17 protein-coding genes are annotated in these 26,096 nt (G+C 52.1%); 10 read left to right on the top strand and 7 right to left on the bottom strand.

All coding sequences use genetic code 11. The features are described from left to right. Positions 1-20 precede the first annotated feature (20 nt). From AC0YN3_RS22735 to AC0YN3_RS22705, 7 genes are all read left to right on the top strand, one after another. Positions 21-1,811: a cache domain-containing sensor histidine kinase gene (locus tag AC0YN3_RS22735; RefSeq protein WP_475777240.1), complete on the top strand. Its 1,791-nt coding sequence runs from the start codon at positions 21-23 to the stop codon at positions 1,809-1,811. Between the two features lie 2 nt (positions 1,812-1,813). Continuing rightward, a complete protein-coding gene (locus AC0YN3_RS22730) occupies positions 1,814-3,391 on the top strand; it encodes a response regulator (protein WP_475777239.1) in 1,578 nt (525 codons plus the stop codon). Positions 3,392-3,575: 184 nt separating this feature from the next. After that, on the top strand, positions 3,576-4,538 hold the full coding sequence (locus tag AC0YN3_RS22725; RefSeq protein WP_441945005.1) for an ABC transporter permease: 963 nt from the start codon (positions 3,576-3,578) through the stop codon (positions 4,536-4,538). A gap of 46 nt (positions 4,539-4,584) precedes the next feature. Continuing rightward, a complete protein-coding gene (locus tag AC0YN3_RS22720) occupies positions 4,585-5,463 on the top strand; it encodes a carbohydrate ABC transporter permease (RefSeq protein WP_183566486.1) in 879 nt (292 codons plus the stop codon). 67 nt (positions 5,464-5,530) lie between these two features. Beyond that, positions 5,531-7,249 (top strand): extracellular solute-binding protein, encoded by a 1,719-nt coding sequence (locus tag AC0YN3_RS22715; RefSeq protein ID WP_475777238.1) that lies wholly within the window; start codon positions 5,531-5,533, stop codon positions 7,247-7,249. A 99-nt stretch (positions 7,250-7,348) separates the two neighbouring features. Further along, positions 7,349-9,712, top strand: a complete 2,364-nt coding sequence (locus AC0YN3_RS22710) for a glycoside hydrolase family 95 protein (RefSeq protein ID WP_475777237.1) — start codon at positions 7,349-7,351, stop codon at positions 9,710-9,712. Between the two features lie 102 nt (positions 9,713-9,814). Beyond that, a complete protein-coding gene (locus AC0YN3_RS22705; protein ID WP_475777394.1) occupies positions 9,815-10,288 on the top strand; it encodes a heme-degrading domain-containing protein in 474 nt (157 codons plus the stop codon). A 110-nt stretch (positions 10,289-10,398) separates the two neighbouring features. Here AC0YN3_RS22705 and AC0YN3_RS22700 read toward each other — a convergent pair whose 3' ends face one another. Beyond that, positions 10,399-11,790 carry an aldehyde dehydrogenase gene (locus tag AC0YN3_RS22700; protein ID WP_475777236.1) on the bottom strand — a complete coding sequence of 464 codons (1,392 nt, stop codon included), beginning with the start codon at positions 11,788-11,790 and terminating at the stop codon, positions 10,399-10,401. 228 nt (positions 11,791-12,018) lie between these two features. Between AC0YN3_RS22700 and AC0YN3_RS22695 the strand changes: the two genes are divergently transcribed. From AC0YN3_RS22695 to AC0YN3_RS22685, 3 genes are all read left to right on the top strand, one after another. Beyond that, a complete protein-coding gene (locus AC0YN3_RS22695) occupies positions 12,019-12,453 on the top strand; it encodes a DUF6157 family protein (RefSeq protein WP_475777235.1) in 435 nt (144 codons plus the stop codon). A 15-nt stretch (positions 12,454-12,468) separates the two neighbouring features. Then, complete coding sequence (locus AC0YN3_RS22690; RefSeq protein ID WP_475777234.1) at positions 12,469-13,209, top strand: class I SAM-dependent methyltransferase; 741 nt, start codon at positions 12,469-12,471, stop codon at positions 13,207-13,209. A 583-nt stretch (positions 13,210-13,792) separates the two neighbouring features. After that, a complete protein-coding gene (locus tag AC0YN3_RS22685; RefSeq protein ID WP_475777233.1) occupies positions 13,793-21,373 on the top strand; it encodes a pullulanase in 7,581 nt (2,526 codons plus the stop codon). 113 nt (positions 21,374-21,486) lie between these two features. Here AC0YN3_RS22685 and AC0YN3_RS22680 read toward each other — a convergent pair whose 3' ends face one another. From AC0YN3_RS22680 to pstC, 6 genes are all read right to left on the bottom strand, one after another. Then, complete coding sequence (locus AC0YN3_RS22680) at positions 21,487-21,627, bottom strand: hypothetical protein (RefSeq protein ID WP_475777232.1); 141 nt, start codon at positions 21,625-21,627, stop codon at positions 21,487-21,489. Positions 21,628-21,685: 58 nt separating this feature from the next. Then, positions 21,686-22,570 carry a DMT family transporter gene (locus AC0YN3_RS22675; RefSeq protein WP_475777231.1) on the bottom strand — a complete coding sequence of 295 codons (885 nt, stop codon included), beginning with the start codon at positions 22,568-22,570 and terminating at the stop codon, positions 21,686-21,688. Between the two features lie 99 nt (positions 22,571-22,669). Continuing rightward, positions 22,670-23,446 carry a 3'-5' exonuclease gene (locus AC0YN3_RS22670; RefSeq protein WP_475777230.1) on the bottom strand — a complete coding sequence of 259 codons (777 nt, stop codon included), beginning with the start codon at positions 23,444-23,446 and terminating at the stop codon, positions 22,670-22,672. 94 nt (positions 23,447-23,540) lie between these two features. Further along, positions 23,541-24,032 carry a DUF1648 domain-containing protein gene (locus AC0YN3_RS22665; RefSeq protein ID WP_475777229.1) on the bottom strand — a complete coding sequence of 164 codons (492 nt, stop codon included), beginning with the start codon at positions 24,030-24,032 and terminating at the stop codon, positions 23,541-23,543. 163 nt (positions 24,033-24,195) lie between these two features. Then, positions 24,196-25,086 carry a phosphate ABC transporter permease PstA gene (pstA, locus tag AC0YN3_RS22660; RefSeq protein ID WP_475777393.1) on the bottom strand — a complete coding sequence of 297 codons (891 nt, stop codon included), beginning with the start codon at positions 25,084-25,086 and terminating at the stop codon, positions 24,196-24,198. A gap of 14 nt (positions 25,087-25,100) precedes the next feature. Continuing rightward, complete coding sequence (gene pstC, locus AC0YN3_RS22655; protein ID WP_475777228.1) at positions 25,101-26,063, bottom strand: phosphate ABC transporter permease subunit PstC; 963 nt, start codon at positions 26,061-26,063, stop codon at positions 25,101-25,103. Between the last annotated feature and the right edge of the window lie 33 nt (positions 26,064-26,096).

Below are 26,096 nucleotides of genomic sequence, written 5' to 3'. Positions count from 1 at the left end.
AAGAGGAGAAGGTTAGGCTTATGCATAAAATAACGAAGTTGTTCCGAAATTTAAGCGTGACCTGGAAATTCGTCGCGACGTTTCTTTGTATTCTGGCTGTTTCCTTGTCCGCCTGCGGCATTTATCTGTATTTGCAATTATCGGGCTCGGCCGTATCGCAGGCACAGATGGTTATGGAGCAGAACCTGCTGCAAACGCGCAACAGCCTGATGAACAAGATGAGCATGATTCAGAACATATCGAAGCTGCTTACCTCGGATATTAGGCTTCAAACCTTTTTGGGAAGCGATTTCAATAAAAATTCATTTGCCTATGACGATTACACGTCGAACATTAGCCCTTACGTGGAAAATGTGCTAAGGCAAAACCCAAGCGTGCATTCGCTGCGCGTATATATGACGAACCCGTCGATTCCGGAAATTTACGACAGCTTCTATCAAATTTCCCGCATCGAGGACCAGCCATGGGTGAGGGAGGCCACGAGCGATGATACGAACATATTCGGCTGGCGAGGGCTCCACACCGAGAAGCTGCTCTTGAATATTCCGAAGCGCGGCGAGCCGGAGAACGTATTTTCATTCTATCAGAAAATTAATTCTATCCGGTATTTCGATACGGTGGGCTTGCTTGAAATCGAAATATTAGAGAGTGATTTATTCGATATATTGAGTTCAGAGAGCACGGGCCAGATCGGCGAGCTTTTTATGATTGATCGGGACAACCATGTCGTATCCAGCAATAAGAGCGGATTGTTCAAGCAGCAAATTACGGACGAAGGCTTGGCACAGCTGCCGGTCGATACGGGGTTTAATCAGGTGCTGAAGGTAGACGGACGAAAGTCGGTCGTGATTTCGGTGCCGCTGCATGATCTTGGGCTGCGCTTAATCGGGATATTTCCCGTCAGCGGGCTGAACGAGAAGGTGAAGGAGTCCGCATTCTCCATTACGGGCATTTTGCTCATTGCGCTCGTCGTGCTCGGCTTTGTCGTCTATTTCATCACGAATGCGCTGCTATCGCGGCTGAAGCGGATTGTACTGGCCATGAAACGGGTAAAAGAAGGCTCATTAACCGTCTCGGTGCCTGTCCAGTCCAATGATGAGTTTTCTCAAATTGCGATTAGCTTCAACCATATGACGGAACGGATTCACGAGCTGGTCGAGACGGTGTACAAAAGCCAGCTGATGGAGCGCGAAGCGGAGCTTAAGGCGCTGGAGTCGCAGGTTAATCCGCATTTTCTCTACAATACGCTGGCTACCATCTCGTGGGTGGCACGAAAGGCGAATTCAACGGAAATCGTCCATTTGTCAGGTGCTTTAGCGCAGTTTTACCGGCTGGTGCTAAACAAAGGTAGGCGGGAGATTCTGATAAAGGACGAGCTGGAGATGGTAAAGGCGTATTTGGCGATCCAAAAGTTCCGGTTCGAGGAAATGTTTGATGTCGTTTACGATATCGATGAGCGCGTCTATGAGTATTGCGTCGTCAAAAATATCCTTCAGCCGATTGTTGAAAATGCGCTGAATCATGGTATCGAGCCTAAGCGGGACCGCGGGACTCTGCAAATTAAAGCTTCGCTTGAGCCTGGCGACATGCTTTGCTTCAAGGTTATTGACGACGGCGTCGGCATGTCCAAAGAGCGGCTTGCCGCGCTGCTTGTCGGCAATATAGAGCGTACGAGCGGCAGCGGCTATGCGGTGAAAAACATAACGGAGAGGCTAAACTCTTATTATGGCGATAAGCATGCCTTCCGCATTCACAGCGCACCGGGCATTGGTACGTCGGTAATGATTACGTTTGCCAAGGAGAGAGCGTGACTATGTATAAATTGCTTATCGTTGAGGACGAGCGTTGGGAGCGGGAAGGGTTGGTCGATTTCCTCGATTGGGCTTCCCTCGGCATTGAGCTATGCGGCACGGCACGCGACGGGATTGAAGGCATGGAGCATACGCTGGAGCTGGACCCGGATATCATCATTACCGATATTCGGATGCCGGGCATGGATGGACTGGAGATGTCCCGCAAAATCAAGGAGATTAAGCCGCATATCCGAATTATTATTTTGACGGGCTACGGTGACTTCGAATACGCGCGCAAAGCCATTGATATACGAGCGAGCCATTATGTCCTGAAGCCAATCAGCGAGCAGAAGCTGCTCGAAGCGGTACAGAAAGTGATCCGCGAATGCGAGGAGGACGTTCATTTCAAGCAGGAGCGGGATAGGCTGCGGGCTGAGGTCGAGGAGCATCGCGAGCGGATGAAGGAAAAGTGGCTGCATGATTTGCTCTTCGGAACGTTAGAGCCGAAGCAGGTCAGGGAGGTGGCGCAAGCAGAGGGACTCGGCTCCGAGCATGGCAGATATATGGCGTATGCAATCGCGGAGACGAAGCAGGACCGAACCGCGGAGCGACTGCGTAATCTATTCCCAAGTCCAAGTCTGATCGCTTATTCGGATAATCGGGAGGGGCAGTGGATCGTCGTTATTCCAGAGCCTAAGGAGCAGCAGGAGGAGTTCTTTGCCATGCTCGTCCGGCGGCTGTCTGGAGACAGCGGATGGCTATGGCTGCCCAATATGAAGATCGGAGCAGGGACGGTTGTTGACGGGTTAGCCCATATTGCGGATTCCGTCAAGCAGGCGGAGCAGGTGCTGGCTTATGCATCGTTCTGGGACGAAGGCGGCATTGTCAGCCTGGAGCAGGTGGAGCGGGAGAGAGGAGGCTTTCTAAGCGAGGTCGCCGATTTCTTGCAGCGGAGCAGCCAGCACGTGAAGGCCATCGTCCATGCCGTCCATGCGCTTGATGAAGCAAGAGCCCTTGCCAGCGCGGAGGGAATGTTCCAAGCACTGGTGGAGCGGAGAGGCGCAGAAGGCGACTATATTCGCCATTATATAAGCGGGCTGCTCTTCGAGCTATCCGTGCTGGCAGGCACGGGCCAAACCGAGGAACGCTTGGGTACGGACCCTGGCGAACAGCTATATGCGCTGCCGACGCTTGCCGCTATCCATGCGTACACGCAGCATTTTATCACGGAAACGGTTAAGGCCATAAGAGAGAAGCGCGACGGAAAAGAAGAGTATGTCATCCGCCAAGTGAACAAATTGATCGAGCTGAAGTACATGTCATCGGATATTAGCCTGAAGTCCATAGCGGAAGAGGTATTCTTATCGCCTAATTATCTAGGGTCATTATATAAGAAGACGACGGGACAATCGTTTCACGACCGGCTCGCAGCGGTGAGAATGGAGAGGGCCAAGTCACTTCTGGCTTTGCCTCATTATAAAGTGGCGGCAGTCGCCCATGAAGTTGGCATTCCAAGCACCTCTTACTTCTGCACCGTGTTTAAAAACGCATTCGGCATTTCGCCGGGGGAGTACCAAGACATGCTGCATCGCAAATGAGAATGCGAATAATAACGAACGGCTGCCTGAGCGACAGGCAGCCGTTCGTTATTATAGGCGGCAAATGTAAGCGTTTCTAAAAGTGCGTTGATTAACGAAACAAACCACACTTTTTGATATATCTCGCTGCCATTCTATCTTCTACAATAAGAGCAGGGAAAACATCAAGAGAAGGGGTGGACAGATGGAGGACTTGACTATGGCCGCAAGGCCCAAAGCAAGCAGCGGGACTGCGCGAAGCCCTTTCGGCAAGCGATTATGGGCACAGCGCTACTTAATGATCCTAACGCTGCCGGCTGTCATTTGGCTAATTATATTCCATTACGTGCCGATGTACGGCATTATTATTGCATTCGAGGAGTACAACCCGGTGCAGGGCTTCACCTTCAGCCCATGGGTCGGCCTAGCCAATTTCAAAGAGCTGTTTATCGATCCAAGCTTTTTGGATTCGGTTGCCAATACGTTTAAAATCAGCTTCCTGAAGCTGCTATTCGGATTCCCTGCGCCGATATTGCTGGCGATTATGCTCAATGAGCTAAGGGCACAGCGACTGAAGAAGGTCGTGCAGTCGCTGTCTTATCTGCCCTACTTTATTTCATGGGTATTCGTTGTCGGCTTTATGTATACGCTGCTTGATCCGAGAACGGGAGCGCTCAGCGGACTACTCCAATGGCTCGGCCTGATCACGCAGGATCAGCTGCTCATGGGCGATCCCAAAACCTTCACGACGCTCGTTGTCGTGTCGGAAGTATGGAAGAACATCGGCTGGAACTCGATTATTTTCTTAGCGGCTATCGCGAGCATTGACCCGCAGCTATATGAAGCGGCAACGGTGGACGGCGCGGGACGCTTTCGCAAAATATGGCATGTAACCTTGCCGGCGATTAAGCCGACGGTCGTCATCCTGCTCATTCTGAATGTCGGCGGTCTCGTGAATGCCAACTTTGATCAGCTGTTCCTCATGAAAAATTCGATGACGCAGGATCAAGCGAATGTGCTTTCGATCTACTCCTATGAGATGGGCCTTGTGCTTGGCAGGTTCTCATATGGTACCGCGGTAGGATTGTTTCAATCCGTCGTCGCCTTTCTGCTTATGCTGGGAGCCAATTACTCATCACGCAAAATGACAAAAGAAAGCCTGTTCTAACCGCAGGCCGGAACAGACTATCTAGTATATCAAAGGAGGGTTAGCTATGAATGCTGTACACCGGACAACGGGGGAGAAGCTGTTCGATGCGGCGAATGTCGTGCTGCTCGTGCTGCTTGCCTTCGTGACCTTATATCCGTTCTATAATATATTGATTACTTCGCTTAACGATCCCGCCGATGCGGCGCGGGGCGGCATCACCTTCTGGCCGCGCGTGCTTTCCTTCGAGAATTACAAAATGGTGCTGCAGGACGAGAGCCTGATCAATGCTTTCGTAGTAACGGTGCTGCGTACGATTGTGGGAACGGCCACGGCCGTCCTTTTCACCGCAGCGTTCTCGTACGGCGTATCGAAGCCAGAGCTGCTCGGCCGCAAGCTGTTTCTTATTCTGGCCATCATCACCATGTATTTCAGCGGCGGCCTTATTCCGCAATATTTGCTCATTGCCCAATATCTCCATCTTAAGGGCAGCTTCTTGGCTTATATTTTGCCCAATTTGTTCAGCGTGTTCAATGCCTTGATTATGATTACCTTCTTCCGGGGCATACCGAAGGAGATGGAGGAATCGGCCAAAGTGGACGGCGCTCACGAGCTGACGATATTTTGGCGCCTGGTACTGCCGGTCTCTAAGCCCGTACTCGCTACAATCGCGCTCTATAATGCGGTGTTCCACTGGAACTCTTGGTTTGACGCGATGCTGTACGGCGGCGAAAGCTTGCGGACGCTGCAGCAAATCCTTATGCAAATTATTAGCTCGAACAGCAATGTCAGCCTAATGGCGAGCAATCTGGGAATGAAAGCAGTGACTGCGGAATCCGTGAAGCTGGCAACGATGGTCATTACGACGCTGCCAATCGTTTTCTCTTATCCGTTCCTGCAGAAGTATTTCGTCAAAGGCATCATGATCGGCTCGGTCAAAGGCTAATCAACGGCTTCCGCGGGCAAACTGCCCGATATATAGAAGCAATTCGAAAAGGGAGGATTCATTCATCATGAACCAATCAAACAGAAAGTCGCTTACGGCTGCTTTGGCATTCATACTCGTGCTGGCCTTGGCGATTACAGGCTGCAGCAGCGGCAAAAATAACGATCCGGCAGCAAGCAATGGCGGCGCCAACACAGAGACAGGCAATGCCGCCAATGCGCCGCAGGCATCCAGCGATTCGAATGAGCTCGAGTGGAAGCAGGACACTTCGCCATTTACTTTCCGCCAATATTTCTATGGTACTTGGGCTTCCAACTATTTGTGGAAAGATCAGCTGAATATGAAGCAAATTACGGAGAAAACAGGGGTTACGATAGACCGTTTTCTTGCTACCGGCAATGATAACGATTTCTTGAATACATTGATTGCCTCGAACGATTTGCCTGATACCCTCATGCTGGATTGGAACCATCCGCAGGTGACGAAGCTGATTAACAACGGCATGCTGTATTCGTTGGATGAGCTTATCGACCAATACGCGCCTAAGCTGAGGGATCTGATCGACCCTGAAATTATCAAATACCATTCCGTGGACGGCAAGCTGTGGTATTTGCCTAATAACTACGAGACGGAAGAGCGACTGACGAACGGCATTCCGATTACGGGCATTCGTCCTTGGTTTGTGCGCAAGGACATATACAAAGCGCTTGGCGAACCGAAGATTGAGACGGAGCAGCAGCTTCAGCAATTTTTGGAGCAAGCGAAAACGAAGTATCCGGAGCTAAGCCCGGTCGGCATGGAATCATTTGACGTATCGATGTGGGGCTTCCAAGGCAGCCTATCGATGGATTACCTCATTGATTCGTTCTCGCCGATGAATATGGAGAACCGGATCAAGGACGACACGCAGCGCGTGCTGTATCCGATGAGGGATTCGAAGTTCATCGACGCATTCCGTTATGTGAACAGCCTGGCGAAAAACGGTTTATTCGATTCGCAGCAGCTGATTGCGAAGCAAGAGCAATATGACGAGAAAATTTATGGCGCTAATTTTATCGTAACCTCAGCCTTCATGAATGGCATGTATACGCAATATAATCCGAAGATCAAAAGCACGCTGGGCGAGGATAAAACGTATGTCGTTCTCGACGGCCTAAAGGTCGGCGGGCAAGAGCCTCGTTACCCGGCAAGCCGCCTAATGGGCTGGCAGGGCTTCTTCATTACGAAAAAGGCAAAAAATCCGGAACGCATCATTAAGTTTTTGGAGTATGCATGGTCTGACGAAGGACAGCTGGATTTCCGCTACGGCAAAGAAGGCGAAACGTATGACATGATCGACGGCCTGCCGAAAGCGAAGGACGAAGTAAAAGCGCTTGAGCTTAGCGACAATAACGCCTGGTACAGCCAGTATGGCTTTACGGCTTCCACGTTGATGTGGCGCTCGGGCAAGCTATGGGATGCGGCAGACAAGCGCGACTTCGACGAGAAGCAGCCTGAGCAAGCGGCAGCCAAGGATTTGCTGAAGAAATACAATTTCGACAGCTTCTCGTTAGGGCTTGAGAACATCGAGCCGGAGGGCTCAACGCCGGAGGGCGTAATCAACGCCAAAATTAAGAACCTATGGAACAAAACGATCCCGATGCTCGTGCTAGCGGGAACGGATAAGGAATTCGACGACATATACAATGATTTCGTGAAGGATATGGACAAAGTAGGCGCAGACAAGGTTGAGAAGGTTATGTATGAGCGCCATCTGGCCGATCTGGAGAAAAAAGGCATCAAATAATAAAAGGCATCAAATCATAACGGAGCGGACAGGGATGCTTGTCCGCTCTTTTTTTTGCTGAAGGACATAGTCCGGCATCATGCGAAAGGGGAGATTGATGTGAGCAAGCTTGGAAACGAACAGCAAACCTGGAAGCTTTGGTACGAGCATCCCGCAATGAAATGGGAAGAGGCGCTGCCGATCGGAAACGGGAGGCTTGGCGGGATGGTATTCGGAGGCACGGGCCGCGAACGGATACAACTGAACGAGGATACGTTATGGGCGGGCTTCCCGCGCGATACGAACAATTACGAAGCGTTAAGGTATTTGAAAAAGGCGCGGGACAGCGTGGACAACGGTCAATATGCCGAAGCGGAACGGTTGGTCAATGAGAAGATGCTCGGTGTGAATACGGAGCCGTATCAGCCGCTAGGAAACCTGTGGGTCGAGCATGTGGGGCTTCCGGCGAGTGATAGCGGCAGCTATAGGCGCGAGCTGGATTTGGCAACGGGCATTGCCTCTTCAGAATACGGGTTGGGCATAGGGAAAGTGATAAGGGAAGCTTACGTCAGCGCCGTGGATGACGTCATGGTCGTTACCTATGAAGCAAGCGCGGGGGAGCTGGAGCTGCTCGTATCGGTTGATTCCCTGCTCCCGCATAAGACCCGGGCAGAGCGCAATAAGCTGCTTCTTACCGGGCACTGTCCGACTCACGTGGCCGATAATTACAAAGGGGATCATCCTCAGCCGGTCTTATTCGAGGAGGGAGGCAGCATCTCCTTTGAGCTCCAGCTGCAGGTGCTGCTTGAGAATGGCGCGGTAAGGGAAACCTCGGGTGGAAAGCTGCACATCACAGGCGCTCGGCAAGTGACGTTTCTACTTGCTGCTGCTACCGACTTTGTTCGTTATAATAAAGCGCCTGCTGGATTACAAGCGGCAAGCGCACGCTGTACGGATCGAATGGCAGCCGCGGAGAAGCGTGGGAGCAGCGAGCTTCGCGGCAATCACATAGCGGATCATACCCGGTTGTTTGGCAGAGTTGAGCTGGATCTCGGCAAGACGGCAGCTGCGGAACAGCCAACCGATAAGCGGCTGATCGCTTATCGGGATGGGGGCGAGGATCCGCAGCTTGAAGCATTGTATATGCAATATGGTCGATACTTGCTGATGGCGAGTTCGAGGCCCGGAACGCAGCCTGCCAATCTGCAAGGGATATGGAACCATCAGGTGCAGCCGCCATGGAACAGCAACTATACGATCAACATCAATACGCAGATGAATTATTGGCCTGCAGAGGCATGCGCGCTTAGCGAATGCCATCGTCCGCTTTTTGATATGCTGGGCGAGCTGGAACAGTCCGGTCAGCGAACGGCGCAAATCCATTATGCCGCAAGGGGATGGGTAGCTCACCACAATACGGATTTATGGCGCTCCACCGTCCCTACCGGCGGGGACGCTAGCTGGGCATTTTGGCCGCTTGGCGGTGCTTGGCTGACCCGGCACTTGTGGGAGCACTATGCGTACAGCTTGGATCTCTCGTTTCTGGAAAAGACGGCATATCCGCTGCTAAAGGGCAGTGCCATGTTTTTACTCGATTTCTTAATCGAGGGACCCAGCGGATATCTGGTAACGAATCCATCGACCTCGCCTGAGAATAAGTTCATGACAGAGAGCGGAGAATTAAGCAGCGTATCGCTTGCAAGCACAATGGATATCAGCATTGTCCGCGAGCTGTTCGCGCACTGCATCGAGGCATGCCGATTATTAGAAGCCGATTCGGCATTCGCAGCGGAGCTGGAGGCGGCTTTGGCGAAGCTTCCGCCGCTTCAGACCGGCCGTCATGGCCAGCTTCAGGAATGGTTTTATGATTTCGAGGAAAGCGAGCCTGGCCATAGGCATATTTCACAATTATACGACCTTCATCCGGGAGAACGGCTTACGGAGGAAACGCCGGAGCTTCTTGCTGCGGCAAGGATAACGATGGAGCGCAGGCTGAGCAACGGCGGCGGGCATACGGGCTGGAGCTGTGCCTGGCTGATCAACCAATTCGCCAGGCTGCGTGATGGGGAGGAGGCGCATCGATTCGTGCGTACGCTGCTTTCCCGCTCGACGCATGCTAATTTATTCAACGATGGGCCTCCGTTCCAAATTGACGGCAATTTCGGCGGAACCGCGGGCATAGCAGAGATGCTGCTGCAAAGCCATAATGATAGCATTGCGCTGCTGCCTGCTCTGCCAAGCGCTTGGCCGGAGGGAAGCGTATCCGGTTTGAGGGCAAGAGGGGGCTTTACGGTCGGAATTGCATGGGATGGAGGCGGGTGGAGTCGTGCTTCAATAGCCGCCGCTATGAACGGAATTTGCACGATTGCACACAGTGGCGAATTTGAAGTGCGCAATGAAGCGGGAGCATCTATCGCTTGTGAGGAGGGCGCATTCCAGGTCGCGGCCGGGGAGAGCTACCTGCTGTATCGCTTGGAAAAATGATACGGAAGCTTGTTGGCAAGACATGTCATTAGCGTTAAGATGGGTGCGTAGGGATGGCGAACGCATCCTTGCGAGAATGAGCAAAGAGGAGCCAGAGTGACCATGACATTAACCATTCAAGAAAGAATACAGCAAATGGAGCTGGAGGAGCGGGAGCTGCGGTTTTCCATGTTTACGAATGATACCGCGCTGGAGCTTGGGCTTGCCGTCGTAGAGGAAGCAAGGAAAAGGGGCAAGCGGATAACGGTAGACGTAACCCTCGGCGGCCATCGGCAATTCCTACATGCGATGGAAGGGACTTCACCGGAGAACGAGGATTGGATTCGTCGTAAAAACAATGTCGCGAACCATTTCGGGGCCAGCTCATGGAGAATGGCTTGCCAGCTCCAGAGCGAAGGCACGACGATGGAAGCGAAGCATGGGCTTCCGTTCGCCGATTACGTAGGTGCTGGTGGCGCATTTCCGCTGCGCATACGCGGAGAAGGACAGATCGGTACGGTGACTGTGTCCGGCTTGCCGGATCAAGAGGACCACGATTTGCTTATCGCTGCCCTGCGCCGCTTTTTGAAAATATAAGCCATATAGGTTTCACGCGATCTTTTTCGACGATGGGGAAATCATGATTACGGATAAGAAGCAGCAGTAGGCTTCAAATGCGGCATAAGAAAAAAGAATCAAAAGGCTGCTCATTTGAGCAGCTTTTTGATTCTTTCCAATTTACCGCCATATGGCGGAAACACAAGCCCGAGCTCGAATTTCCCGCTCTTTTTCAGAATGCTCTTCCGATGCGAGAACACGTCGAAGCTATGTTTCCCATGGTAAGCGCCAACGCCTGACGTGCCGACCCCGCCGAACGGTAGATGAGGGTTAGAAGCGTGAAGAATCGTATCGTTGATGCATCCGCCGCCGAAGGATATGCGGTTCATGACCTCATGCTCAAGCGGCTTGCTCTCCGTGAACAGGTACAAGGAGAGCGGCTTGGGCCGGGCGTTGATCGCACGGACAGCCTCGTCAATATGACGATACGTCATAATGGGGAGAATCGGACCGAATATTTCCTCAGACATCGCTTCGCTTTCCCATGTGATGCCGTCGAGCAAGGTGGGCTCGATAAACAAATCGGCAGCGTCAGTGCTTCCCCCAAAAACAATGTTGGCCTGATCCTTCTCTAGAATGGCCGCAAGCCGGTCGAACTGCCTTCGGTTAACGATTCGGCCGTAATCCTTGTTATGTTGGATGTCAGAGCCGTAGAAGCTAGTAATAACCTCCTTCATTTTGGCGAGCAGAGGCGCCTTGATTGATTCATGGACGAGCATATAGTCGGGCGATATGCAGGTCTGCCCGGTATTCAGGCATTTCCCCCAGATTATCCGTTTGGCGGCAAGCTCGAGATTCGCCGTGGAATCGACGATGACAGGACTTTTACCGCCCAGCTCGAGCGTAACGGGAACAAGCCGTTTGGCTGCAGCCTCCATAACAATCTTGCCGACGCCGATGCTTCCCGTGAAGAATATATAATCAACGGGCGCGTGAATAAGCAAAGACGTGGTTTCACGTTCTCCCTCAACGACATGGATATAACCTTGCTCGAACGTCTCGTTGAGCATGCGCTGAATCAATGCGGAAATGCGCGGCGTATTCTCGGAAGGCTTCACAATCGCGCAATTTCCTGCGGCAATCGCTCCGATAAGCGGCTCGATCACGAGCTGGAACGGATAATTAAAGGGTCCGATAATCAATACGGTGCCATAGGGCTCCTTCACGATCCGGCTGCTTGACGGGAACAAATATAGCGGCGTTTTCACCTTCTGCGGCTTTATCCATTTCTTAAGCTGCTTCATGGTATGGGTGATGCTATTCGTTGCGATTATGATCTCGGTCATGTAGGTTTCCAATTCGCTTTTGCGCAAATCTTGAAACAATGCGTCCACAATCTCTTTCTCGTAGCGCTTAATCGCTTGCTTAAGCAAGCTGAGCTGATGGAGACGGAATTGCAGATCCTTGGTCGTTCCCTTTTCGAAAAAAGCCTTTTGTGCCTGAATGATAGGTTCAATCTCTTCCGAGCCAGCTGCCTTCATAAGCATAACCTCCTTGCTATACCCATATATTAGCAGGTCGGGACATGTACGGCTACAATAGGCTGCTATTTCTTCGGTATTTAGCGTTTCTGTTACTCAATCCGTTGTATATCGGCCTCTGCAAGCCGGACATTTTTCAGTGGACAGGCAGAGGCACTAGGTATCAGGACATTCCTGCAGCAAAATGGGCTATAATGGGAGTAGAAACGGTATGAGGAGGATAGCCGCATGGAATGGAATTATTACAATACGTTTATTACGGTTTCGCCCGATTGCCCAGCTGAGTTCGGCTTGGTGCCGCCTGACAAGAAGGGGGGGCGAACGAAGCCGAGCTTGGAATATGAGCTTGCAGCCGAGCAGCCATACCAATATACGCAGGAGGAACTGCTGTATGAGGTGCATGTACGCCATAAGGGAATCGCGCCCGAGGAGCTTGCGGAGCGGGAAGCGGAGATAAGGGAGACGTTCTTCTCCAAGCCAACGGCTTGCATGCGTGCTTCGATGCTGCCTAAGAAGTATGGCTGGGGGCTTCACTTCAATCAAGAGGGTAAGCTTGCGCTTATACCGAGAGAATCGGAGCAATACCATCAGTTTGCGGAGGGCAAGCAGGAAGGCGTGAAGGTATTGGCAGGCATGCGCAGCAGCAAAAAACCGACCAGCTAGGAGGGGATGGATGCAATGAAACAAAATAAGTACGATGAACCTGGTTTTTTCGCGAATTACAGCACGATGTCTCGCTCGATCGGCGGATTGGATGCGGCTGGGGAGTGGCATGTCCTGCGGGAAATGCTGCCTGAGCTTAGCGGCAAAAGAGTGCTCGACCTTGGCTGCGGGTTCGGCTGGCATTGCAGATATGCGCGCGAGCAGCAGGCACGATCGGTCGTTGGCATCGATCTCTCGGATAATATGCTCGAACGGGCAAGAGCGCTGACGAATGACGCAGGGATTGAATATCGCAACTGCGCGATTGAGGATCTAGCTTTTCAGCCGGGTGAATTCGATGTGGTGCTGAGCTCTCTTGCGCTGCATTACGTAGAGGATTTCTCAAGCGTGAGCCGAACCGTCTATGAGGCTCTCGCAGCAGGCGGCTCGTTCGTGCTATCGGCGGAGCATCCTGTATTCACCGCGTATGCGGCGCAGGATTGGCATTACGGCCCGAATGGCGAGAAGCTGCATTGGCCGGTTGACGGCTATTATTCGGAAGGCGCGAGGGAAACGAATTTCTTGGGGCATGACGTGGTGAAATATCACCGAACGGTTGCCGCTTATATCAATTCGCTGATTGAAGCTGGTTTTCGTATCAAGGCGCTCTCTGAGCCTCAGCCATCGCAAGAGATGCTTGCCGAGTACCCCGATATGAAGGACGAGCTTCGCCGCCCTATGTTTTTGATGATCGCGGCTGTTAAAAGCGCAGATTAGCAGGCAGCGGGGGAGCAACGCCAGCATGGTCAGTAAAGGCGAATATCAGCCAATGCGAGCATTGCCAGTAATGGTGAGTATAGGCTTATGTGAGCATTGCCAGTAATGGTGAGTATAGGCCTAGGTGAGCATTGCCAGTAATATCGAATATAGGTCATTAATTGCTTACGGTCGCATAGGATCAAGAGGCAGGAGCAGGGCTGGGCGAAAGCCCGGCTTTTTTTTGTCCGAAGAGGTTGTGCAACTTTTGTGCAAACGATGTCATTTTCGCAGAAACGAGCACATATACATGCGTCTACAATAGGAAACGATGAAAAACAATTGACAGTACTTTAATCGGAGTATTAATATGGAAGTTAGTAAACGCTTTCATGACTGAACTGGCGTAATTTTCACAATTTGTAGAGGTGAGACGATGAGGTTTTCATTCGTTTTGCTATTTATGCAAACGATTGCACAATGAATGAGATCTGCATTACGGAGCTGGAGGTGGGTGCAAGAGAGGGCGGCAGGAAACCGATAGTAGGATGAAATGCAAATGCTTTACAGCGAGGATGCACAATAATCGGGGAGGTTTAAACGAATGAGCTTTATGATCAAGCGCAAAAAAATACTCTCTTTGCTGCTTGTTGCAGCGATGTTGTGGTCCATTGTGGGGGCAGTTCCAATTGGGGTCAGCGCCGCGGTTCCGACGCAGGTGGTTCTGGTAGGAGACCTCCAATCGGAGCTAGGGCATACGGGGGATTGGGACCCGGCGGCGGCAGCGACGACCATGACGGATAACGGAAACGGCTATTACAGCATGACGGCCGAGCTCCCTGCCGGAGCTTATGAATATAAGATTGCCCTGAATGGCAAGTGGGATGAGAGCTACGGCTTCAGCAGCTATACGAACCCAAGCGGAGCAGAGAATGGGGGGAATATCAAGCTGACGCTCGCTGAAGCGTCAGAGGTCACTTTCTATTACAATCACGATACGCATAAAATCGCCGACTCTACTTATTATGCACCGTTAGCTGGCGATAAGCTTCCGCGTGTCGTAGGCAATCTGCAGACCGAATGGGGTGACGCTGCTGATTGGTCTCCGGCAGCGGCGCTTGCCATACTGAGCGATTCCGATTTCGACGGCGTGTATACGGTCAAGAAAGATTTGCCCAAGGGCCAATACGAGTTCAAAATCCTGTTGGGCGCAGCGTGGGATGATGCCGCGTATCCCGAAGTAAATCAGGCGTTAAGTCTACCGGCGGACCTGCCGGTTACCTTTCAATATAACGCGGCAACCCATGCGGTATCGGCTGCATTCAAGGCGCCGTCAGATCCCGGTCCGAACCCTTCGGATCCAGGCGGGGACCCGATTCCTGCCGAGCATCTTCGGATTCATTACAGCAGATCCGATGCGCGTTATGACAACCAAGGAATATGGGCTTGGGATCAGGTTGCTGCTCCGTCAGCAGGCTGGCCGCTGGGCGCAACCGCTTTTCCGGAGGATAAACGCGACAGCTATGGTGCTTATGCAGATATTCCGCTCGCGGCTAACGCCAAGAAGGTTGGTTTCCTGATCGTTAACCGTACCGACGGTACGAAGGACGGCGGGGATAAGCTGGTTGCGATTAGCGTCCCTGAGATGAACGAGGTATGGATCACGGAGGGATCGGATGCCGTTTCGTATTACGAGCCGGTGGATCTCCCAGCGAACACCGTGCGCATCCACTACGTCAGGGAAGACAAGAAGCAGAGCGAGTACGGCTTATGGCTGTGGGATCAGGTAGCGGTGCCTTCAACTGGCTGGCCAGCCGGTGCGGCTGCGTTTACGGAGGAGCATACCGACCGCTATGGCAGCTATGTCGACATTCCCCTGCAGGCGGATGCGCAAAAGATCAGCTTCTTAGTCGTCAACCGCACGCTGGGAGATGCAGATAAAGACGGCGGTAATCGGTCTTTTAGCTTAGCCGACCGCTATAACCAGCTTTGGATTAAGCAAAATGACGATCATGTTTACGTCTCCCCTTACTGGGAGCAGCCGACGGGGCTAGTCTCTGCGGAGATCGTTTCAGAGAGCAAGCTGCTGCTGGGGTTTACGATGACTGACGGACTCGCGGCAAGCGAGCTTAAGCAAGCGATCAGCATTGTAGATAGAAATGGAGACACCGTCTCCATTGAACAGGTTACCTTGAACGCAGACAAAAAAACGGCCGTTCTTACGGCAAGCTTTTTGCTGGATCATGCGCCTTTGAGCGTAGCATACCAAGGGAAAACGGTATCCGCCGAGTCGGGATGGAGACTTCTCGATGAGCTTTACAGCTATAGCGGAGATGATCTCGGAGCGACGTACGCGGAAGGCAGCGTTAACTTAAAGCTTTGGGCGCCCAAAGCCAGCTCGGTTACGGCAAACGTCTACGACAAAAACGATGCGGAGCGGCTCGTAGGCAGCATCGGGCTGTCGAAGGGCAATAAAGGCGTTTGGGCGGCGCGTGTCGACCCTGCGGATCTGAACGAAGCAGGCGTTACCGATTTGCTTGGTTACTTTTACCAATATAATGTGACCAATGAAGGCATAACGAAACAAGTGCTCGACCCTTATGCGAAGTCGATGGCGGAGTTTCGGGTGAACACCAAAGGAGAGGCGGGCCCGGACGGGGATATGGTCGGCAAAGCGGCCATTATTGATTTGAGCGGAACCGATCCGTCCGCAGACTTTGATTTTGCCCAAATCGATAGCTACGAAAAGCGGGAGGACGCGATTATCTGGGAAGCGCATATCCGTGATTTTACTTCCGATCCCACAATAGCAGGCGACTTGGGCGCTCGATTTGGCACATATGCGGCATTCAAGGATAAACTGGCTTACATTAAATCATTGGGCGTAACGCATATTCAGCTTCTGCCTGTTATGGCGTGGTACTTCGGTGACGAAGCGGCCATGGGCGCAAGAGAGAGGGAGTATTCGGCGATCGACAATGAATACAACTGGGGCTACGATCCGCATAGCTATTTCTCGCCGGACGGCGCTTATTCAGAAAATGCCAAGGACCCTGAGCTCAGAGTTAAGGAACTTAAGAGTCTCATTGATTCCATTCATAATGAAGGAATGGGCGTAGTTCTGGATGTTGTCTACACCCATATGGCGAAAGCCAGCTTTTTGAACGATATCGTACCTAACTACTATGCGTTCCAAGACGCAAACGGCAACAATATAGGCGGATTCGGCAATAACCTCGCAACCTCGCACAACATGGCGGAGAAGCTAATGGTTGATTCCGTTAAATATTGGTTCGAGGAATACAAAATCGACGGCATGCGCTGGGATATGATGGGCGACGCGACCTATGATGCCGTGCAGAACGCGTACGATGCGGCTGCAAGCGTGAATCCGAATGCGCTATTTATCGGCGAGGGCTGGAAAACGTTCGGCGGAGCCGCTTCTGATCCGGCGTTGGCAGGGAAAGGAGCGGACCAGGCTTGGATGGACAAAACGGACAGCGTCGGCGTGTTCTCTGATGAAATCCGCAACGAACTGAAGTCTGGCTACGGCTCGGAAGGCGAGCCGAGGTTCATTACTGGCGGAGCCAGAAGCTTGGCGACGATTCTTAACAACATTAAGGGCCAACCGGGCAATACGCCTGCGGATGACCCGGGAGACATGGTCCAATACATCGAAGCCCATGACAATCTCCCTCTCTATGACGTGATCGCGCAGTCGATCAGGAAGGATCCTGCGATAGCAGCCAATGACCTGGAGATCCATCAGCGGATTCGGCTGGGCAACCTGCTCATTCTGACCTCGCAAGGAACGGCGTTCCTGCATGCGGGCCAAGAATACGGACGGACGAAGCAGTGGCTCGGAGCAGGCAAGCCGGAGCAGAAGTACCATGAGCTGGCAGATGCATCGGGCAATCCGTTCGGTTATTTTGTCCATGACTCCTACGATTCTTCTGATGCCATTAATCAGTTTGATTGGCAGAAGGCAGACGATGCGGCAGCATATCCGGTCAATCATGTAACGAAGACGTATACGGCGGGGCTTATTGAGCTGCGTAAGCATACGGATGCTTTCCGGCTTGGGGACAAAGACCTTGTTGACTCCAACGTAACTCTGGTCGAGGCCGCGGAGATGAAAGCAAACGATCTTGTGATCGCTTATAAGAACAAAGCAACGGATGGATCTGGGCACTATTACGTATTCATGAATGCGGACAGCAAGTCCAGAACGCTGACGCTCTCCGAAGATTTAACGGGCGGCACGGTCGTCGCGGATAATGATGAAGCGGGAATTGCGGCTGTGGCTTCGCCTTCCGGCTTCACGCTTGCAGCGGACTCTATCACGCTTGAACCGCTTTCGGCAGTCATTATTAAGCGGGATGCGGCAGCGGCTGAGCTTACGGGACTCGAACTGAGCAGTGAGAGCTATTCCCTGCAGGTTGGCATGGCGCATCAAACGGTTGTATATGCCAAATATAGCGATGGCAGCAAAAAAAGGGTGACGGGAGCAGCGACTTATTTGTCGGATAAGCCGCAAACGGCCCGTGTTTCGCCTAGTGGATTAGTAACGGCAATCAAAGCAGGCTCGGCTGCGATAACGGCAACCTACAAAGGCATGTCTGCAAGTGCTACGGTTACCGTGACAACCGAATCGACGAAGCGTTACGTTCAGCTGAACTATATCCGCCCCGACCAAAATTACGCGGATTGGAATTTGTGGATTTGGAATACGGGCGTGAAAAATGACCAGATAGAGTTCGATAAAGTAGAGAACGGAGTAGCAACGGTGCTGCTGGAGATTTCACAGGACGCGACAAGCGTAGGGTTTGTCGTGCGCAAAGGCACCGATTGGAACACGGCGAAGCAGGATATACCGGATGACCGCGTCATTCCGATTGCGCCTGGGGCTGCTTTTACGAAAGTGAATATTACGAGCATGGTGAGCCAGGTCGATATTTTGCCTAGTATTAACGGGCCTGTTCTCCAGGATGGCAGCATTACGTTCCTATACCGGGATGATATCCTGTTCCGGAATGGCCATTCAACCGATCTGACCGATGCGTCGGTCAAGGTGAACGGTTCGGAATACGAAATGAGCTATGATTCCGCCAAAGAATGGTTCACGTACACATTGGCTAACGTAGAAGGCGGCACTTATGAATATACCTTTATCGTAAAGAAGAAGAATGAGGCTGCGGCTGAAATGACCGATCCTAACAATACGGTCGATGGCAAATCGGCCATAACGTACCGGAAGCCAGTCGTTACCATGACGGCCTTCGCCAATCCGGCAACCATTTCGCACAACGAAAGCACGGTGCTGCGCATTCAGGCAGCTGCTTCGGAGGATATCGTTTTCGAGGAAGGGTATATGGATTTAACCGCGCTTGGAGGATCGGCTAAGGCGAGTTTGGATACGAAGCTGCTTGCCCAGACGATCACGGTGAAAGACAGCGTAACCGCTGGAGTCAAGGACATTCCGATTACGCTGGTAGATGAATACGGCAACAAGCACACGCATATCGGCAAGGTAACGGTGAAGGCGAGAACCTATGCGGGCAAGCTGGACTTTGACTGGGATGAGGCGCGTATTTACTTTGCGCTGACCGATCGGTTCGCGGACGGAGATTCAACCAATAACGCGGATGTGGATAAGGAGCATTTGGAAGCTTATCACGGCGGGGATTTCAGGGGAATGATCGACAAGCTGGACTATTTGAAGGAGCTTGGCATTAATATGCTGTGGATTACGCCTATCGTAGACAATATTGATTTCAATAAGGGCGCCGACTTCAATACGAAGCAATACGGCTACCATGGTTATTGGGCGAAGGATTTCACGAAGCTCGACGAGCATCTTGGCAATATGGATACGTTCAAGGAGCTGATCGACAAAGCGCATGACAAGGGGATTAAAATCATGGTCGACGTGGTGCTGAACCATACGGGCTATGGGTTGAAGGCTGATGAGAGCCGTCCGGGTATTTCGCCGGAGGACAAGGCGCGGTTTGACGGCATGTTGAGAACGAATGGCGTGCAAGCAAGCACGAACCCGATTGAAGGGGAGCTCGATCATCTGCCTGACCTTAAGACGGAGGATCCGGCCGTGCGCGAGAAAATAATCGAATGGCAAACAGGATGGCTGGAGAGGGCGAGAACGGAGCGCGGTGATTCTATCGATTATTTCCGGGTAGATACCGTTAAGCATGTGGAGAGCACGACTTGGAAGGCGTTCAAAAATGCGTTGACGGCAATTGATCCTGGCTTCAAGCTAATCGGCGAATATTATGGCGGCACGATTGATGGCGATGGAGGCATGCTGCGCAGCGGTCAAATGGACAGCTTGCTTGATTTTAGCTTTAATGATCGCGCAAGGGAATTCGTAAACGGCTCGATTGATGCTGTCGATGCGTATCTCGCGGATCGGGAGGCGAAGCTGGACAATACGGCGACGATGGGGCAGTTCCTAAGCAGTCACGATGAAGACGGTTTCCTCTCCCATTTCGTGGACGGCGACAAGGGTAAACTGAAAATTGCAGCGGCGCTGCAAATCACGGCAAAGGGCCAGCCTGTTATTTACTACGGGGAGGAGCTTGGCCGCTCGGGAGCCAATGCGCGTGATATGGGCGCAGGGCTGTTCAGCGAGAACCGTACGGATATGCCTTGGGAGCAATTGGTGACAGAACAAGCGCTGCATGATCATTACGAGAAGCTGCTGAACATTAGAGCAAAATTCTCGAAGGTTTATGCGAAGGGAACGCGTACGAAGCTTGCAGGCTCCGATGCGCTCGGCTATCTGGCATTCAATAAACAATATAATAATGTGAATGTCGTAACCCTTATTAATACAGCTGCGGAGAGCAAAACGGTTACGCTAGCTGTTCCGTTCCCGTCTGGAGCCAAGGTTAACGACGAATACGGCGGCAGCAGCTACACGGTTGCAGCAAACGGCGAGCTAACGATAGAGGTGCCTGGCCGCAACGAAGGCGGCACGGTTATTTTAAGCTTAGAAGTGCCGGGTACAGAAGGGTCTAATAATGGCGTGCCTGGCGCATCGCAGGAAACGAATGTTCAAGCGGTACAGGAAAGCAATCTGAAGGCGATTGGTCAGGGCAAGGCATCCGTGCAGATTGCAGCCGGAAAAACGAAGGTTCAGTTACCGGTGAATGCCTCCGAAATATTGGCGGGAAATGCTTTGGAGCTCAAAGCGGACGGCATTGCCGTAACGCTGCCAAGCGAGGTGCTGGCTTCGCTCCAATCGCTTGTTCCCGCGGGAGAGGCCGGAGGTGCGCGCATCGTATTCGAGCTTGATGAAATGAAGACTGCGGCGGCGGATGACTTGCTGAAGCTTGCAATGGCGAATCAATCAGGGGTTGAGGTGCAAGCGGCATCTCCGATCTATGATCTTCGGTTAAGCGTCCAGACTAAAGACGGTAAAATGATTCCGTTGTCAACGTTCGAAAAGCCGGTCAAGCTCGTTATCCAAACGGATGTGAATGCCGGCAACAATATGACGGGCATTTATTACATGAGCGATAGCGGCAGGCTTGAATACGTTAGCGGCACGCTTGAGGGCGGCTTGGTTTCCGCAAGCGTATATCACTTCAGCAAATACGGGGTGCTTGCCTATGACAAAACATTTGCCGATGTGGGGGCTGGGCATTGGGCTTCGCAGGCGATTAAGTCGCTGGCGGCAAAACAAATCGTAAACGGCATTAATGAGACGCGGTTTGCGCCGCAAACGCAAGTGACGCGCGCCGAATTCGCGGCTATGCTGGTTCGTGCGCTGAGCGTCAAAGCAGATGGGAAAGCGAGCTTTGCGGATGTCGGAGCGGATAAATGGTACGCTGCATACGTGGCAACGGCAAGCAAGCTTGGCCTTGTGAATGGACGCAGCGTCAGCAGCTTTGCGCCTAATGAAACGATTAGCCGTGAAGAGATGGCCGTTATGGTAATGCGTGCTTATGCGGTCAATAACGGCAAGGGGGATGTTGTTCCGGGTGATGATGCCGGCGGCTATGCGGATAGCGGCCAGATAAGCGAGTGGGCGGCTGATTCGGTCGCAAGCGCTTCAAAGCTTGAGCTGGTGCGAGGCAATGCTGGCGGCAGCTTCATGCCGAATGGCAAGCTGACGCGCGCGGAGAGCGCGCAGGTTATTTATAATCTGCTACTGCTAAGCAAGTAGCGGATTGTCGCTGAGCAAGCAGCTGAATGAAGCGAAGCAAGTAGGAAACCGAAGCTAAGTCTTTCGGAAGCTTTAGCTGAGAGAGCAGCGACCATCAGCTAAACCAGCAGCGATTATAGCTTTTTAATGCCATAGGCATGCGTGCTTCTGCGGAGCAAATGCTGCTCGCAAATGAACGGACAGCGCCTTGCAATCAATTCGAATTTAAAATAAAGCCGCCTCGAATCCGGCAAGGATAGTGAATATGTCGTCAATAAGCCTCCTAAACCGTTATGAATAGGGTTTAGGAGGCCTTTTTATAATCATATTCGGTTATGTTCTTTCCTTCCCGTGCCGAATGAACAGCCAAACGCCAAACAGGATCAATGCCCCGGCTGCCAGCTGATACCCTGTCAATGCTTCCTTGAGGAGCACCCATGCGAGCAAGGAGGAAATGACAGGCTCGCCGAGTACGGACATGGACACAGCGGCGGCGCTCATATGCTTCAGCAGCCAGTTGAACAGGTAATGGCCGAACAAGGTCGGCACGATCGCGAGCAGCAGAAATAAGCCCCATTCCTTCGAGCTGTAGCCTGTGAATGAGTTGCCTCGCACGATATTGTAGAAGGCAAGCGCCGTAGCGGCAAGCGCAAAAACCCAGAAGTTGTAGGCGAAGGCGCTCATATCTTTGCGGAGCTGCTTGCCGATCAGCATATGGACGGCTACGGCAGCCGCACCGAGCAAGGAGAGAATATCTCCGAGCAACGCATCGCCAGAGAGGGCAAAGTCTCCTGATCCGATTACGACGGAGCCGACGAGCGCCAGCCCCATGCCCCATAGCATCATCCGATTTGCCTTGATGCGGAAGATGAAGTAAGAGCCAAGCATGACCATGACAGGCTCCAATGTCAGAATGACGGTGGAGCTCGCGACGGTCGTCAGGCGCAAGGAGGCCATCCATAGGAGGAAGTGCAGGGCGAGCATGACGCCTGAGAAGGCAAGCAGCCGCCATTGCTTTGCGCTGAGATGGAACATTTCTGCACGGTACTTCCAAACGAGCGGCAGCATGATGAGGTTAGTCAAATAGAGCCTGTACATCGCGATGACGGCGACATCGGCTTCTGACCAGCGTACGAAAATAGATGAAAAAGAAATGGCGATAATGCCAATAACATAAAGCAAATCAAAGGTTGCGACTGACTTGGTGCTGCGTTCCATTGCTGTCTATTCTCCCATACTTGTAAAACCCCCGATTCAATTCCATGCGGTCTTCGCAGGAAGAATCGGGGGTTTCTGTTATATTGTTGGTTATTCGGATTAACCGACTTGTCCGGCGGTCGGCTTGGCGGCTTTCTCCAGCTCCGCATCAAAATACTGCTGCAGCTCAGCGACCTTCCGTACATCCTCGAAGCTGGCTTTTCCCGCGAGATATTTCTCGGCGAATAGCTCCCATTGCGGGACTACCTTCTGCGAGGTCATGGTCCGTATCGCATTTTTGACCATGCGCCGTTCCTTGGCATTCGTATACATATCCTTGAATTGCTGCTTGAGGCTGAAATCAAGCTCGCCATAGATTTTGCGGAATACTTCGGCTGTCATACGGGCATCGTCCAGCGCGCGATGGGCAGAGCCCTGCGCATCAATCTCCAGATCAAGCAGGGCAGCCTCGACGCTGACGTCGTTCGTAACGTTCTTATAACGAATATAGCCTTTCAACAGGTCGAAATAATCGGCAGCCATCCAGAAGCTGTCATCGAGCTTATGCATCCGCGTATCATAGACGATTCGCTTCAAATCCTCGCCGCCCCAAGTAAACAGCAGGAAAGACTCGCTTTTGTTCAGCCATGCGGTGAAATCGCGGATGACTTTGGGAAACCGGCTTGCGGTATCGATGTCTTCCTGGGGTATGCCGGTTTTTTTCTTAATAAAGTTGTTCAGCTTGGCGAAATAGATGGGTTTGATCAAAGCGGAAAACTCATCGGTCTGCTGCAGCTCGCTATTCAACCGAACGGCTCCGATCTCGATAACCTCCATCGGCAGCTCGCTTGCGAATTTGCGTCCATTAAATTCAATATCCAATATAATATAGTCCAAAATCTTAACCTCCGATAGATAGCCTGTGTTATCCATTCTATCAGAAAATGATATCGAGATGGAAACTACAATATGGCAGAACGCGGTTATCGCGCTATTTCCTTAATTTCATCACGTAATAGAGAATCGTGCCAAGCAGAATGAGGAAAGCGGCTGGGAGCTGCCACAAGCCAATGCCGCTTGATTCTCCCAGAGCGTTTTGAATGACGGCCCACTGCAAATAGCTGAAGATGAGCACAATCTCAAGCTTAACCCAGCTAAGCAGAATAATGGCGTTGCTGTAGTGATGTAGAGCGTTTTGATCCGTAATAACGGCTGTATAGTTAAATTGATGGGGGATTTTTCGCAATAGCGAAAGCCCGATGAAAATGACAAGCAATAGAATGGGCAGCAGCAGCAGCACGGCTTTGCTTCCCCAGCCATCCGCCTCGCCGCTACCGTTGAAATGGATGGCAACCGTCTGCGGAAGATCAGCCCAATTTATGATGAAATGGGAAAAGGAGAGCACCAGCAACAGGATTGTGATCACGTCATGCGATCTTTCCAGAAAGGTTTTGGGAACGGTCAGCTTAGGTAATTTGACCATGGAGCAGCACCGCCATTCTTTAATCTTGTGCGTACTCCTTTATTATAGCGCGGCTGTTTTGCGGAGGGTATCCTTTTTTTACAATAAATGCCTATACGGGGATTAGCCGCATCTGGGAAGGATGCGGCTGATGAAAGTTTGGCTTAATTGTAGGAGGTGTTCGTTACGAACGTTTCGTGCGGCGCGCATTGAGCCACAGCGGTATGCGGAAGACCAAGTTGATAAGCAGCACAACGAATACGAGCACGGCTGCTGCTTTTTGCGCAATTTCCTGCGCATCGCCGACAATAGCCTCCGACTGTACGTACCATAGATGAACAGCGAGCGTGGCACCCGGCGAGAATAGGCTGAAATCCCACATTTCGCCGGAGGTGGTAACGCCAGCGGTCAAAATAATAACGGCGCTTTCTCCGAATGCGCGGCCAGCGACTAGGCAGATGCCCGTTATAATGCCGCTGAGTGCTGCCGGAATCAATGCACGCGTGATCGTTTGCAAATGCGTGCCCCCAAGCGCGAAGGATGCGCTTTTCAGTTCCTTAGGGACGGAACGGATCGATTCCTCGGTGACGCGCGTAAGCACGGGCAGATTCAGGAAGGCAAGGCTGACTGCACCGCCAAGAATGGTTAGCCCGATCTCAAAGTATTCCACGAACAAGGCGATGCCGAACAAGCCGAAAATAATGGACGGCACGGAGGCTAGACCCTCCACGCAAATGCGGACGAAGCCGATCAGCTTGTTGTCCGGAGCGAACTCCGCCAAGTATATACCTGCTGCCATGCCGAGCGGAATGGAAATGAGCAAGGAAATGAACAAAATATAGAAGGAGTTGATCAGCGTCGGTCCGATGCCTCCGCCTTCGTCGATTTCGCTCGGCAGGCCGAATATGAAATCCCAAGTTATTTTGGGAAGGCCATCCTGCAGAATGAGATAGAGAAGCCCGAAGATAAAGGCGATAATCAAGACGCCAAGCGTCCAAACGATTCCCGTAAACATGCGGTCTTTTAGACGGTTAAGTCCTTTTTTGCCGCTGAACGGGTTGGCTGACGGGCTCATTTCTAAAGTATGCTTCATGCTTGTGCCCCTTTCCGTTGAAGCCAGCGTATGGCCACGATCATCAATAGGGAGATGACAAGGAGCAGGAAGCCCATCAAATAAAGGGCATAGTTCCATGTAGAGTCAAACGGAACGTTGGAAATTTGCATGACGATATTGCTTGTTAGGACGGATGTAGGCTTTAGCAGGCTGTCAGCAAGCTGCGGCGTATTCCCAATGACCATTACGACAGCCATCGTCTCGCCGACCGCGCGGGCCATGCCAAGAATGACTGCGTACATAATTCCGCTCTTGGCAGAAGGGAGGAGAACTCTCCATACCGTTTGGAAGCGGGTAGCCCCGAGGGCATAAGAAGCATCGCTGAACTTGGCAGGCACCGCGCTGATCGCGTCGTCGCTAATTCGGCTGACGGTTGGCAGCACCATAATGGTAAGCACGAGTGCCGCTGCGAGCAGACCGTCGCCCATGCCGCTTCCCGTTACGTTGCGGATGAGCGGAATGAGGACGGTTAAGCCTAAATACCCATAAACGACGGAAGGGATGCCGACAAGCAGGTCCAGTACGGGACGAAGCATGTTTTTGAGCCACGGCGGTACGAATACCGAGAGGAATACGGCGATAATCAAAGAAATCGGAACGCATATGAGCAGCGTTAGCGCGGTAAGCGCGAAGGTACCGAAGATGAAGATCAGCGCTCCGTACTGCTCATTCTCGGGATTCCATTCGGTGCTGAAGAAGAAGTCCGCGAATGAAATATGGCTGAAGGTAAGGACGCCCGTACGGAACATGAGCAGCAGGATGAGAAAGAGAATGAGACATACAAAGCTGGCTGCAGCGATGCAAAGGTAACGGAAGAGGCGGTTCGAGAAAAATAAGCGGGATCTCCGGTCAAACGGCTTGCTGCTGCCCGCTAGTATCGCTTTGCCAAGCTCTGAAGAGAGACGCGGCTGCCGCCCGGCATGAGTGGATTCCAACATATACGTTAAGCTCCTCTAAGCAAACGGGGCTGA

The organism is Paenibacillus sp. J22R232 (assembly GCF_056269165.1).
This window is presented reverse-complemented; position numbering and strand designations above follow the sequence as displayed.